Raw genomic sequence first — 12989 nt, forward strand, 5'->3', positions numbered from 1 at the left:
CTCCCCCGATCAGCGCGTGCGGCAGTACCATCACTCCATGACTCCCGTGTCCATCGTGGGCGCAGGCCCCGGAGATCCCTCGCTCATCTCCATGCGCGGTCTGCGGTGCCTCACGCGCGCCGACGTCGTCGTCCACGATTCCCTCATCGACAAGCGGTTGCTGCGCATGGCGCGGCCCGACGCCGAGTGCATCGACGTCGGCGACGCGGCGCCGGCCGGCGCCGCACAGGAAGCGATCTGCCTGCTGATCGCCGAGAAGGCCCGCGAGGGTCGTTCGGTGGTGCGCCTCAAGTGGGGCGACCCGTTCGTGTTCGACAGCGGCGGCAAGGAGGCGCTGTTCCTGCACGAGCAGGGCATCCGCTTCGAGGTGGTGCCCGGCATCCCGGCGCTGGTCGGCATCCCCGCCTACGCCGGCATCCCGGTGACGTACCCGGGGTCGGGCAACACGCTGACCTTCATCCGCGGTTTCGAGGACGGCGCGGAGGACACGCCCGATCTCGACTGGCACCAGCTCGCCAAGGTGGACGGGACGCTGCTCTGCTACGCGGGCCCGCGGCAGCTCGGTCGCGTCGCCGCCTCGCTGCTGGCGCACGGGCGCCCCGGCGACGACTCGGCCGCGATCGTCTACAACGGCACGACCCCGCAGCAGCGCACCACCGACGGGACGCTGCGCGACCTGGCGCAGCGGCTCGAGACGCACCCGTCGCACGCGCCCGCCGTGCTGGTGGTCGGCCCGTCGGCAGGGCTGCGCGCCCACCTGCGGTGGTTCGACGAGCGGCCGCTGTTCGGCACGCGCATCGTCGTGACCCGGTCGCGGGAGCAGGCGGGCGAGTTCGTGGAGCGGCTGCACGACCTCGGCGCCGAGGTGATCGAGGCCCCGTCCATCCACATCGAGCCGCTCGAGGACTTCGAGGAGATCGACCGCGCCATCGCCACGATCTCGTCGTACCGGTGGCTGGTGTTCACCAGCGCCAACGGCGTCGACCACTTCATGCGGCGCGCCCTGGCGCGCGTCAGGGACATCCGCGACCTCCACGGCCCGCACATCTGCGCCGTCGGGCCGGCGACTGCCGAGCGGCTGCAACGCCTGCACCTGCGCGTCGACGTGATGCCCGAGGAGGACCGCGCCGAGGGCGTCGTGGCGGCGCTCAAGGCGACGGGCAGCCTCGAGGGACTGCGCATGCTGCTGCCGCGGGCCGACATCGCCCGCGAGTCGCTGCCCGACGAATTGCGCAAGGCCGGCGCCGAGGTGGACGACATCGCCGCCTACCACACCGTGCGCGCGACGTGGGGCCAGGAAGGCCAGCCCGACATCTACAAGAAGCTGCTCGAGGGCGACGTCGACATCGTGACGTTCACCAGCGCGTCGAGCGTGCGCCACTTCGTCACCAACCTCGGCGAGGAACAGGCTGCCGACCTGCTGCAGCAGGTGGCGGTCGCCTCGATTGGCCCGGTCACTGCGGAAGCCGCGCAGCAACTCGGTGTCGCCACCAGCATCATGCCGAAGGCGCCCTACACCATCCCGTCGCTGGTGGACGCCATCGTGCAACACGTGCGCGCGTCAAGGTAGGGGCGCGGGGCCGGCGCGGCCCCGCCCTCGACCTGCCGCAATCCGAACTCCTGCCATCCTGCACCTCCGCGATTCCCCATGTCCCTCGATCTCACCCGCCGCCCTCGCCGCCTGCGCCGCACGCCCGGACTCCGCGCCCTCGTGCGCGAGACGCACCTCGAACCGTCGCAGTTCATCTATCCGCTGTTCGCCTGCCCGGGCGAGGGCGTGAACAAGCCGATCGGCTCGATGCCCGGCGTCGCGCAGATGTCGGTGGACGAGATCGTCAGGGAGGTCGGCGCGGCGGCGGGCGATGGCGTGACGTCGGTGCTGCTCTTCGGCCTGCCCGCGCACAAGGACGAGCGCGGGAGCAGCGCGAGCGATCCGCAGGGGCCGGTGCAGCAGGCGGTGCGCGCCATCCGCGCCGCGTACCCGCAGACCGTCATCATCACCGACGTCTGCCTGTGCGAGTACACCTCGCACGGCCACTGCGGCATCGTCACCGACGGCATCGTCGAGAACGACCCGACCGTGGAACTGCTGGTGCAGGAAGCGGTGTCGCACGCCGAGGCCGGCGCCGACATCGTGGCCCCGTCGGACATGATGGATGGCCGCATCGGGGCGATCCGCGAGGGACTCGACGCGGCCGGCCACGTCGACATCGCGATCATGAGCTACGCGGCCAAGTACGCCTCGGCGTTCTACGGCCCCTTCCGCGAGGCGGCCGAGTCGACACCGGCCTTCGGCGATCGCCGCAGCCACCAGATGGATCCCGCCAACGCCGAGGAGGCGCTCCGCCAGGTGGCGCTCGACATCGAGCAGGGCGCCGACATCGTGATGGTGAAGCCGGCGCTGCCCTATCTCGACATCCTGTGGCGCGTGAAGGATGCGTTCGCGCTGCCGACCGCGGCCTACCACGTGAGCGGCGAGTACTCGATGGTCAAGGCGGCCGGCGCCAGGGGCTGGATCGACGAGCCGCGGGCGATGATGGAGTCGCTCATCTCCATCCGCCGTGCCGGCGCCGACGCGATCATCACGTACTACGCGCGCGAGGCGGCGCGCGCCCTCTAGCCCCCGCGGGCGCGCCAGCGGCGTGTTAGGTTAGTCCTGATGCCACGCACGCGCTCCACCGAGAACGACAGGTCGGCCAGGTTGTTCGCACGCGCCAGGCAGGCGATGCCCGGTGGCGTCAACAGCCCTGTCCGGGCCTTCAAGGCCGTGGGCGGCACGCCCCGCTTCATCAGGAGCGGCAAGGGCGCGTACGTCAAGGACGAGGACGGGCGTCGGTACCTCGACTACGTCATGTCGTGGGGACCGCTGATCCACGGCCACGCGCCCAAGGGCCTGCTCACCGCGCTGGCCGATGCCGCCAGGCACGGCACCAGCTTCGGCGCGCCCACCAGGCTCGAGATCGAGATGGCCGAGGCGGTGCGAGCGCGCGTGCCGTCGATGCAGTTGGTGCGCTTCACGAGCTCGGGCACCGAGGCCGCCATGAGCGTGCTCCGGGTCGCGCGCGCGGCGACCGGCCGCGATGCCGTCGTGAAGTTCGCCGGCTGCTATCACGGTCACGCCGACGGCTTCCTCGTGGAGGCCGGCAGCGGCGCGGTGACGCTCGGCGTCCCGACTTCGCCAGGCATTCCCCAGGCCGCTGCCGCACTCACGCTCACCGCCCGGTACAACGACCTGGCGTCGGTCGAGGACGTGGTGCGCCGCGCCAGGGGGCAGATCGCCGCCATCCTCGTCGAGCCAATCGCCGGCAACATGGGCGTGGTGCCGCCGATGCCGGGCTTCCTCGAGGGGCTGCGGGCGATCTGCGATCGCACCGGCGCGCTGCTGGTGTTCGACGAGGTGATCAGCGGCTTCCGCGCCTCGGCCGGCGGCGCGCAGCACCTGCTCGGCGTGACGCCCGACCTCACCTGCCTCGGCAAGATCATCGGCGGCGGCCTGCCCGTCGGGGCGTATGGCGGCCGTGAGGACCTGATGCGCATGGTGGCGCCCGACGGGCCCGTCTACCAGGCAGGAACGCTCTCGGGAAACCCGATGGCGATGACGGCCGGCCTCTGGGCGCTGTCCAGGCTCGACGACAAGTTGTACGCGAAGCTCGAGCGCCTCGGCAGCATGCTGGCCGAGGGCCTGTCGGATGCCGCGCAGCGCGCCGACGTCGCGATCAGCCTGAACCGCGTCGGGTCGTTGCTCACCGTGTTCTTCACCGACCGTCCCGTCATGAACTACGACGACGCGAAGCTGTCGGACACGAAGGCCTACGGCACGTTCTTCCAGGCGATGCTCGCGCAGGGCGTCTACCTGCCGCCGTCGCAGTTCGAGGCGTGGTTCCTGTCCGGCGCGCACACCCGCGGCGACGTGGACGACACCATCCGCGCGGCGCGCAAGGCCTTCAAGGCGGTGGCGCGCGCGGCGCGCGGCTGACCGACGCGGGCACGACGTGCGTGCGTTCTACTGCGACCACTTCGTGCTGCCGCTGCCCGAGGGGCATCGCTTCCCCATGGACAAGTACGCGCGCCTCCGGGCCCGCGTGCTGCAGGAGCAGTTGCTGCCGCCCGGCGGCCTGATCGAGCCCCCCGCCGCCGCGTGGGAGGACCTGCTGCGCGTCCACACACCGGAGTACGTGGCACGCGTGCGCGATGGCGCCCTCACCCGCGAGGAGCAGCGGCGCATCGGCTTCCCGTGGTCACCCGCGATGGTGGAGCGGTCGCGCCGCTCGGTCGGCGGCACGATCGAAGCGGCGCGCGCCGCGCTGCAGGACGGCGCCTCGGCCAACCTCGCGGGCGGCACGCACCATGCCTTCCGCGACCGCGGCGAGGGGTACTGCGTGTTCAACGACGTCGCCGTGGCAGCGGTCACGCTGCTCGAGACCGGACGCGTCCGACAGGTGGCCGTGGTCGATCTCGACGTGCACCAGGGCAACGGCACGGCGGCCATCTTCGCGCACGACCGGCGCGTGTTCACGTGCTCGCTGCACGGGGCGACCAACTACCCGTTCCGCAAGGAGCGCAGTGACCTCGACGTGCCGCTGCCCGACGGGACGGGAGACGAGGCGTACCTCTCGGCGCTGGCGGTGTCGCTCGACGCCGTGTTCGACACGGCGCCCGACCTGGTGTTCTACGTGGCGGGCGCCGATCCGTACGAGGGGGACCGCCTTGGGAAGATGCGCCTGACCGAAGCCGGGCTGCGCAGGCGCGATGCGATCGTGCTCGGCAGGTGCCGAGCCGAGGCCGTGCCGGTCGCCGTGAGCATGGCGGGGGGATATGCCCCGGACGTGGACGCGATCGTGCGCATCCACGCCGGGACGATCGCCGAAGCCGCCGCCTGCGCGGGGCTGTGGCGGGGCGCTATTCCTTGGCCGCCCGGGCCTTCGCCCAGCGACGCTTCTGCGCGTCGGCAATCCGCTTGCGCGCCTCGGCACTGAGCTTGCGCTTCTTGCGGACCGTCGGCTCTGCAGCGGCGGCGGTGCCTTCGGCGGCGGGCGCCGCCTTGCGGGACGAGGCGCGAAGCCCGCGAGCCTGTGACTCGAGTTCCGCGAGATGTTGGCGCGTCCGCGCGATTTCCTGTTCGAGCCCGTGCAGGGCCCACGTGAGCAGCTGGCGGTTGCCGCTGCTCAGGACTGTCTTCGACGACTTACGTGACTTTGCCATGACGCCAGCTCCGGGAGGGTTGAAGGTTGGCCGAGGCACAAGCATAGCCTGCTTTGGCCTGTTGGTCGCGCTGTTGCTCGTCGTAAGTGCCGCCCGTGGGCAGGCGCAACCGCCGGGGCACGACGCCCGCCTCGCCGACGCCTATGCCTCCGCCTACGATCTCGATCACGACGAGGCCGTCGGGAAACTGGCGGCGCTGGCCAAGTTAGCGCCCGACTTACCCGACAGCTACCGGGCGCTGGCGTCGATCACGTGGCTGCGACTCCTGTTCGCGCGCGGCACGGTGCTCGCCGACGAGTATCTCGGGCGGATCTCGCGCCACGACGTCTCGTCGGCGCCGCCACCGGCAGACGTGCAGGCGGAGTTCCAGCGCTCGCTCTCGACGGCACTGCGCCTGGCGGAGGCACGTGTCGCAGCCGCGCCGCGCGACGCCCGATCGCACTACGACCTCGCCTCCGCGCTGGGCTTGCAGGCCTCCTGGGCCGCCACCGTCGAGGGCCGGATGGCCCGGGCATTCGGCGCGGCGCGGCGTGCGTATCATGCCGCGGAGCGGGCCGCCGCACTCGACCCGTCGGCGCCTGACCCACGGCTCATCCTCGGCACGTATCGGTACGTGGTTGCTGACCTCTCGCTGCCGGCGCGGATGGTGGCGTACCTGGCCGGCATGAACGGCGATCGCGAACGCGGCCTGCGGCTGCTGGAGGAGGCCGCCGCCAGCGGCCGGCCCGTCCAGACCGAGGCGCGGTTCGCCCTCGTGCTCCTCTACAACCGCGAGCGACGCTGGGACGACGCGCTGCGCGTCCTCGCCCAGCTCAGGACGGCGCACCCGAGGAACCGGTTGCTGTGGCTCGAGAGCGGCGCCACCGCGCTGCGTGCGGCACGCCCGCGCGAGGCCCTGCAGTGGCTCGACGAGGGCCTGGCCATGGCGGCGCGCGACGCGCGGACCCGCATGTTCGGCGAGGAGGCACTGTGGCACCTGAAGCGCGCACTCGCACTCAGGGCCCTCGCGCGCGACGAGGAGGCGCGGCGCGACCTGCTCGCCGGCCTCGAGGCACCGGAGGCGCGCGACTGGGTGCGTGGCCGGCTGCACCTGGCGCTGGGCGAGCTCTCGCTGGCCTCGAACGATCGCGCCCAGGCACGGTGGCAGGCGTCCAAGGCACTCCCCCTGTTCGAGCGGGGCGCCGACCCGGAAGGCGCGCGGCTGGCGCGACAGTTGCTCGAACGCGCCGGTCGCGGCTAACGTCTTCCTGTCCCGATGGCGACGCGACGCTGGGTGCAGGTGGTGCTGGCGGTACTGCTCGTGCTCACGCTCGGCGTGATCGTGCTGGCGGGCAGTTGTGCCTACCTGGTGCGTCAGCAGGTTCGGGTCACCGATGCCTCGTCGCCTGCCGAGTTCGACCGCGAAGTCGACGCCGTGCTGCGGCGTTTCAGGGGCGTGCCCGCACTGGTCGAGGACACCGACAGCGGCCCGCGGATCGCGACGCGGGCGATGAGCGACCGGCAGAAGGCCGTCGCCAAGGGCAAGCTCCGCGCGCTGAAGAACCTCAACGTCCTCGTGTTCTCCACCCGTGAGAACAAGCTGGTGCGGCTGTCGATCCCGTTCTGGCTGCTGCGCATGTCGCCCGACGGCACGGTGGACATCAACGACGATGAAGTCGATCTCGGCAAGCTCCGGCTCTCGATCGACGATCTCGAAGCGGCCGGGCCAGGCCCGCTGTTCGTGAGGCGATCCGGCGACTCGAAGGTGCTGGCCTGGACCGAGTAGCGACGACGAATCGCCCCGGCTCCTTGGCTGCGGCCGAGCTGTCCGTCACGTGTGACACGCACTCTGGCACGTACCTTGATCGATCGACTGGTGTTCATCCGAAAGGGGACACCATGACGAGCACCCTCCCCCGCATCACGTTCGCCGCTCTGCTCACCCTCGGAGCGTCGTCGGCAATCGCAGGACCGCAGATCGTGCACGCGCAGTGGGGTTCGCCCTCGCGCCAGCAGTACCAGCGCGACTACGACATCGGCTATCGGGAAGGCATCCGCGAGGGCGAGCGCGACGCGCGGAGCAATCGCCCGCCCGACTACCGTCGGCACGATGACTATCGCCGCGGCAGCGCCAACAACGGATGGGGCTGGGGTAGCGGCAACAGTGGTCCCAACAGCGACGACGCATTCCGCCGCGGTTTTGCCGAAGGCTACATGGCGAGCTACGACCGGTATCGCGGCAGCTACGGCGGATACGGCCGTCCCGGGTACCCCGACTACGGTGGCGGCTACGGCGGTGGCTACGGTTACCCCGGAAATCAGCGCTCCTACTCACCAGCGGCGCAGCGCGGATTCGACGACGGGTACCGCGACGGCCGCGACGACGCCCGCGACCGCGATCAGTACGAGCCGACGCGCAAGAAGAACTATCGCGAAGGCGACGAGGGGTACTCGAGCCGTTATGGTTCGCGCGATCAGTACAAGTACGAGTACCGCCAGGCGTTCCAGCAGGGCTACGACCGCGGCTACCGCGAGGGCCGGTATCGGTAGGGCACGACAGTCGGCAGTCGGCAGTCGGAAGTCGGCAGTCGCCGACCCGGATCGCGGTTGGTGGGCGAGGGTTGCGCCCTGGGCCCTTCCCGAATGCTGTCTGAGCCTTGAGCCCTGAGCCTTGAGCCTCCTTTGGCACTCACGAAAGGCGGCACGCGTCCGATTGAGTAGGTAGGTACAGCGGCCGGCAGATGTCCGGCGCCGGCAGCCGTCCCGGGACGCCGAACAGGCGTCCGCCCCTTCGGCCGAGAGGCCACGAGCGGGAGTCGCAGGCGGGTATACCGTCGCGCTCCCGTTTCGCGTTTCTAGCGCAGGCGCAGGAAGCGCTTCATGCGCGCGACGAGCGAGGCAGGCGCCTCCACCGCGGCGCCGCGGCGCGTGGCGTGATCGGCCGACAGCACCTGCAGTTCGGCGCGCCGACGGGAGACGGCCTCGGCGAGGGTCTCGAGCACGCCCGGGGTGCCTTCCGCCAGCGCGCGCAGGGTCGTGTCGTCGAGTTCGAACACCAGCGTGTCCGTGGTCGCCGTGACGGTGGCCGAGCGCGGTTCCCCGGTCAGCCACGACATCTCGCCGAACACCTCGCCGACGCCGAGCCGCGCGACCTCCTGGTCATCGGGCGCGAGGCTGACCCGCACCACGCCCCGCGCCACCAGGAAGCTCGTGCGACCGGTCTCGCCCTGGCGGACGATCGTCTCGCCGCTTCCATAGAGCCGCGGACGCGCCGAGGCTGCCAGCGTGGCCCGCGCGTCGGCGCTGAGGCCGCCGAGCAGGACGCTTCCGCCAATCAGCGCCGGCAGGTCCGCCTGTTCCGGGAAGCTGACGACCGGCATCGCGCCGGGCGAGTACTCCACCTGGATCGGGTACGGGATGTCGAGGCCGTGGCGCTGGAAGGTGTACCAGATCGCGGTGCGCATCTGGTCCTGGGCCAGCGAGGCGCGCTCCATGTCCTGCACGAAGCACCGGGCACGATAGGTGATCGCCGAGTTGGCGAAGTCCACCACGAGCACGTCGGGGGCCGGCGAGGACATGGCCAGCGGCACCGCCGCGAGTGCCTCGCCGATCACGGCCTTCACCTGGTTGGGCGGCGCCGTGTAGGTGACGCCGACGTCGACGAACACGCGGGTCGGCGGCGCCGGCTCGGAGAAGTTGACGATGGCGCCGTCGGCGATGCTGCTGTTGGGCAGCGCCACGAGCGTGCTCTCGCGCGTGCGCAGCACCGTGGACCGCCAGGAGATCTGGGTGACCCGGCCCTCGTGATCGCCGACGCGGATCCAGTCGCCCACCTTGTACGGCTGGTCGGCCTGCAGCGCCAGGCCCGCAATGGCGTTGCCGAGCGTGTCCTGCAGCGCCAGGCCGAGCACGACGGCGCCGGCCGCTGCCGTCAGCTGCAGGCGGTCGTTGAAGAAGAGGACGACGACCGTGACGAACAGCGCCACGGTGATGGCGTCCTGCAGGATGGCCGGCAGGCGCTCGGGCAGCCGATCCTCGCGGAACGGATTCACCGCCAGCAGGACGATCAGGTTGCTGGCCGCCAGCACCAGCAGCACGGGCTCGATCGTCGCCAGCGTGCGGCCGATGCCCGGCGGCGTGCCCGGCCACAGGGCGAGCAGGTGCGCCACGAGGTAGCCGGCGGCGAGCGCCACCGACAGCACCAGCTTGCGCTGCACGTAGGTGTTGCGGGTGCCGGCCCGCGCCGCGAGGGCGAGGACCAGCACCAGCACACCGACGATGAGTTGCACGGACACGATCAGGCGGCCTTCGTCATTGGGCCTTCGGCCTTCGGAAAGGGCTCAGGACTCAGGGCGCAGGGCTCAGAAAGCATGCTGTCGTCGTGCGGCATGGTGTCCGAGCCCTCCGGCCAACGCCCCGGCGCTGTACGCGTCAAACGTCAACGTCAAACGTCAAACGTCAAACGTTAAACGTTAAACGTTACGTCAGCTGCCCCGCCTTCTTGAACGCCTGGACGTCGGCCGGGGTCACCTTGACCGCCACGACCGCCGGGTTGCCGCCGCCCTTGGCGTCCTTCTCGGGGTCGAGTCCTCGGGCGCCTCCCGAGCCGACGACCTGCGCCGACTTGGTCTCGCTGCCGCCCCCGCCGGTCAGCTTGGACAGGCCGAAGCCCTTCTTCTTGGGTGCCTCTTCCTTCGCCGGGGCGGGCTCGGCGCTCTTGCTGCCGCCCGAGCCACCCGCCAGGCCTTTGGTGCCGGCGGCCACCGTGGCGATCTGCGACTGCGGCACCGGCTTGTAGGAGATGCTCGACTTGTAGCGCGCCTCCACCAGTTGCGTGCCGGCCAGCTTCTCCTTGGTGATCGTCGCGGTGAGCTTGTCCTGCCGCGCCTGCATCTCGGGGTGCGAGCTGAAGAGGCCACGCTTCTCGGTGGCGCTCTTGTTGCGCTCGGCCAGCGTGCCGAGGAAGCTGCCGAGCCCCTGCGGCGCGTAGCCGGCCTTGCTGATCAGCGCGATGCCCAGCGTGTCGGCGCTGCCCTCGTCGCCCCGGCTGTAGGCGTTGTCGAGGATGTTGTTGTACGCCGCGTTGGCGAGGAACTCGATCAGGGCGTTGCCGCCGGACACCTCCTCGGCGGCCGCGCTCTTGAGCGTGTTCTTCTTCAGGGTGTCGATCGTGTGCTCCTCGGTGACATGCACGATCTCGTGCGAGAGCACGCCGGCCAGTTCCGCCTCGTTCTTCATCAGCGCGAGGGCGCCCCGGGTGATGTGGACGTAGCCGTGCGGCGCCGCGAACGCGTTGACCGCGTCGGTGTCGAGGACGATGAAGGTCCAGGGCAGGCCCGGCTTCGCGGTCTTCTCGGTGATGGTGCGCCCGACCAGCGTCACGTACTTGTGGACCGCCGGGTCCTGCACGACCCCGTAGCGCTGCCGTACGAGCTCGCTCACCCGGGCGCCGAGCGCTGCCTTCTCCTCGTCGGTCCAGCGGAAGTCGTTGATCTGCTTGGCGCGCTTGGCGCCTTGCTCCAGCAGGCCGAACTGCGCCGCCGCCGGGCTGGCCAGCCCGAGGGTCACCAGGGCGCACAGGAAGAGGGAGGGAACCTTCACGATGGCATTCCTTTCGGGCCTTCGATGGTGGCCGTAGATGGCACGATGACCTCGAAGATATCGACAGGCACGCTCTTGCCCTTCACCACGACGGACCCGAGGGGGCGCAGCGCGCGGGGCGTGCGCAGTTGCCGGCGGGTGGCGTCGCTGATGATGATCTGCGTACCGTACTCCTTGTTCAACGACTCGAGCCGCGCCCCGAGGTTCACCGCATCGCCGATGACGGTGTAGCTCCGGACCTGCCGCGAGCCGATCGTCCCGGCGATCATCTCGCCGGTGTTGATGCCGATGCCGATGCCGAGCGCGGGACGCCCCTCGGCCCGCCACCCGGCGTTGAGCACCTCGAGCTCCTGCACCATGGCGATGGCCGTCGCCACGGCATGCTCGGCGTGATCCGGGTCGTCGAGCGGCGCGCCGAACAGACCCATGACCATGTCGCCGACGAACTTGTCGAGCGTCCCGCGGTGGGCGAACAGCACGTCCACCATCCGCGAGAAGTACTCGTTCAACTGCCTGACCAGCGCCTCGGGATCGCCGCTCTCCGACAGCGTGGTGAAGCCGCGCATGTCCGAGAAGAGCACCGACATCTGCCGGCGACGGCCCCCGAGCTCGGCAAGCGCCGGGTTGGCCAGCACCTGTTCGTACACGTCCTTGGACAGGTAGCGCGAGAACAGCCCGCGCACCTGCCGCTTCTCGCGGCCCTCGACCACGTACTGGTAGGCGAACCCGCCGCCCGCGGCCAGCACCCACCCGAGCGTGGCCGGCACGAGGGGCACCCAGAGGCCCCGCCCGAAGGCGAAGATGCCCGCCAGGTGCACCGCCGCCAGCAGGCCCGCCGCCGCAGCCAGCCCCACCGTCGCCCGCGCGGGCATCACGGAGAAGCGCGCACACACGGAAACGAGCAGCGCCAGGAGAACGCACAGCCACCGGTCGAGTCGGCGGACGACCTGCCCCGACAGCACCATGTCGGCCACGTTGGCGTGGATGTGAGGACCCGCCATGCCACCCGTGTTGCCGAACGGCACCGGGAACACGTCCTTCAGCCCGACCGCGGTCGCCCCGACGAACACCAGGGCGTCCTTGAAGTCGGACGGCGACACGAGCGGCTTCTGCCCCTCGAGCAGTTGTTGCTCCGAGTAGAAGAGGTCGTAGAACGAATACGTGCGGAAGGTCGGCGTGCGGCCGTCCGGCAGGACGGCCGGTCCGCGGTACCGGATGAACGAGCGTCGGCCGGTGGCGACCGGTCCCTGCTGCTGCTCGAAGCGCGGGATCTCGACGACCGGCGCCGGCACGCGTGCCGACCCGATCCGAAGCATGTCGCCCTCCAGCCGGACCTGCGCACTGGGGACGCCGAGCGCCATCTGGGCGGCCGCGATCCCGAGCGACGGCAGGAACACCCCATCCCGCCGCACGAAGGGGATGATCTGCCGCACCGGGCCGTCCTCCTCGACGAGCATCACGTTGTGCCCGAGCGCGCGCGCCGCCTCGCCGAGTCCCGGGAACGGTCCGGAGAGCGCCGGCCGGAGGTCCACGCTCTCGTCCAGCGGGTAGGCGCCCTGCGGCGCCGCCTTCAGCACCCGGTTCACGTCGTCGGCGCCCGTGGCTCCCTCGAAGACTCCCTCGGCCAGGTGCACGACGTTGCCGGCCGCCTTCGTGGAGTCCACGAGCGCCTGGTCCGACTCGGCGCCCGTCCACGTGGTGCCACCGACGTCGAAGCCCGATCGCCGGTCGCGATCGGTGAGGCTGATGTCGTAGGCGACGGCTTTGGCCGGTCCGCGCGCCAGGAAATCGATGACGACGGCGTGGACCAGGCGGGGCCACGGCCAGCGCCCCACGACGGGCTCGAGGCGCCTCAGGCTGATCTCGTCGATCTCGACGATGGCGATCGCACGGTTGGCCTGCGCGGGCCGCGCGGTGCTGCGAAGGGCGAGGTCGTAGAGCTTGGATTCGGCGACCCGGAAGAACGGCAGGGCGCCGAGCAGCAGCGCCGCCAGGCCACAGGCCAGGCCCATCGCGGCCGCTTGGAGGAAGCGGGTACGCATCTAGACGACAAAGCCCCGCGGGGCGGGGCTGGTCGGCTGGCTGAGCGCCATGGTTGGTAGCGGTACGGGGATTCGAACCCCGGTCCCGTGGCTGAGAACCACGTGTCCTAACCCCTAGACGATACCGCCGTCCAGGCACACAGACCTTCGAGGATACGCACGAGG

General features: G+C 70.8%; 11 protein-coding genes and 1 tRNA gene. 7 read left to right on the forward strand and 5 right to left on the reverse strand.

What is annotated here, in order from left to right; genetic code table 11:
• Positions 1-37: 37 nt before the first annotated feature.
• The 4 genes from cobA (at position 38) to TBR22_RS24630 (ending at position 4976) form a co-directional block, all read left to right on the forward strand.
• On the forward strand, positions 38-1570 hold the full coding sequence (gene cobA, locus TBR22_RS24615; RefSeq protein WP_239490490.1) for a uroporphyrinogen-III C-methyltransferase: 1533 nt from the start codon (positions 38-40) through the stop codon (positions 1568-1570).
• Between the two features lie 78 nt (positions 1571-1648).
• Positions 1649-2620: a porphobilinogen synthase gene (gene hemB / locus TBR22_RS24620; RefSeq protein ID WP_239490491.1), complete on the forward strand. Its 972-nt coding sequence runs from the start codon at positions 1649-1651 to the stop codon at positions 2618-2620.
• A gap of 39 nt (positions 2621-2659) precedes the next feature.
• Complete coding sequence (gene hemL / locus TBR22_RS24625) at positions 2660-3976, forward strand: glutamate-1-semialdehyde 2,1-aminomutase (protein ID WP_239490492.1); 1317 nt, start codon at positions 2660-2662, stop codon at positions 3974-3976.
• Between the two features lie 16 nt (positions 3977-3992).
• Complete coding sequence (locus TBR22_RS24630; protein ID WP_239490493.1) at positions 3993-4976, forward strand: histone deacetylase; 984 nt, start codon at positions 3993-3995, stop codon at positions 4974-4976.
• Here TBR22_RS24630 and TBR22_RS24635 read toward each other — a convergent pair.
• Positions 4900-5202 (reverse strand): hypothetical protein, encoded by a 303-nt coding sequence (locus tag TBR22_RS24635; protein ID WP_239490494.1) that lies wholly within the window; start codon positions 5200-5202, stop codon positions 4900-4902. The genes TBR22_RS24630 and TBR22_RS24635 overlap by 77 nt on opposite strands.
• 61 nt (positions 5203-5263) lie before the next feature.
• On the opposite strand from TBR22_RS24635, the gene TBR22_RS24640 reads away from it, so the two are divergent.
• The 3 genes from TBR22_RS24640 (at position 5264) to TBR22_RS24650 (ending at position 7731) form a co-directional block, all read left to right on the forward strand.
• Positions 5264-6442 carry a lipopolysaccharide assembly protein LapB gene (locus TBR22_RS24640; protein WP_239490495.1) on the forward strand — a complete coding sequence of 393 codons (1179 nt, stop codon included), beginning with the start codon at positions 5264-5266 and terminating at the stop codon, positions 6440-6442.
• Between the two features lie 15 nt (positions 6443-6457).
• Positions 6458-6967: a hypothetical protein gene (locus TBR22_RS24645; RefSeq protein WP_239490496.1), complete on the forward strand. Its 510-nt coding sequence runs from the start codon at positions 6458-6460 to the stop codon at positions 6965-6967.
• A 113-nt stretch (positions 6968-7080) separates the two neighbouring features.
• On the forward strand, positions 7081-7731 hold the full coding sequence (locus TBR22_RS24650; RefSeq protein ID WP_239490497.1) for a hypothetical protein: 651 nt from the start codon (positions 7081-7083) through the stop codon (positions 7729-7731).
• Between the two features lie 305 nt (positions 7732-8036).
• Here the strand turns inward: TBR22_RS24650 and TBR22_RS24655 are convergent, their stop codons facing one another.
• The 4 genes from TBR22_RS24655 to TBR22_RS24670 all read right to left on the reverse strand — a co-directional run bounded on the left by TBR22_RS24655 (position 8037) and on the right by TBR22_RS24670 (position 12953).
• The gene (locus tag TBR22_RS24655) at positions 8037-9476 is read right to left on the reverse strand and encodes a mechanosensitive ion channel family protein (protein WP_239490498.1); all 1440 of its coding nucleotides are present in this window, start codon (positions 9474-9476) and stop codon (positions 8037-8039) included.
• Positions 9477-9660: 184 nt separating this feature from the next.
• A complete protein-coding gene (locus tag TBR22_RS24660; protein ID WP_239490499.1) occupies positions 9661-10782 on the reverse strand; it encodes a M48 family metalloprotease in 1122 nt (373 codons plus the stop codon).
• Positions 10779-12824: a CHASE2 domain-containing protein gene (locus tag TBR22_RS24665; RefSeq protein ID WP_239490500.1), complete on the reverse strand. Its 2046-nt coding sequence runs from the start codon at positions 12822-12824 to the stop codon at positions 10779-10781. Before TBR22_RS24665 ends, TBR22_RS24660 begins: the two co-directional genes overlap by 4 nt.
• Before the next feature lie 54 nt (positions 12825-12878).
• Positions 12879-12953 (reverse strand) — tRNA-Glu (locus tag TBR22_RS24670).
• Positions 12954-12989: the final 36 nt, after the last annotated feature.

This window comes from Luteitalea sp. TBR-22, assembly GCF_016865485.1.
Taxonomy (GTDB): domain Bacteria; phylum Acidobacteriota; class Vicinamibacteria; order Vicinamibacterales; family Vicinamibacteraceae; genus Luteitalea.

Coding starts and splice junctions, on each gene's coding strand:
- TBR22_RS24665 (WP_239490500.1), bottom strand. CDS start 12,824: ATGCGTACCCGCTTCCTCCAAGCGGCCGCGATGGGCCTGGCCTGTGGC.
- hemL (WP_239490492.1), top strand. CDS start 2,660: ATGCCACGCACGCGCTCCACCGAGAACGACAGGTCGGCCAGGTTGTTC.
- TBR22_RS24635 (WP_239490494.1), bottom strand. CDS start 5,202: ATGGCAAAGTCACGTAAGTCGTCGAAGACAGTCCTGAGCAGCGGCAAC.
- hemB (WP_239490491.1), top strand. CDS start 1,649: ATGTCCCTCGATCTCACCCGCCGCCCTCGCCGCCTGCGCCGCACGCCC.
- TBR22_RS24650 (WP_239490497.1), top strand. CDS start 7,081: ATGACGAGCACCCTCCCCCGCATCACGTTCGCCGCTCTGCTCACCCTC.
- TBR22_RS24645 (WP_239490496.1), top strand. CDS start 6,458: ATGGCGACGCGACGCTGGGTGCAGGTGGTGCTGGCGGTACTGCTCGTG.
- cobA (WP_239490490.1), top strand. CDS start 38: ATGACTCCCGTGTCCATCGTGGGCGCAGGCCCCGGAGATCCCTCGCTC.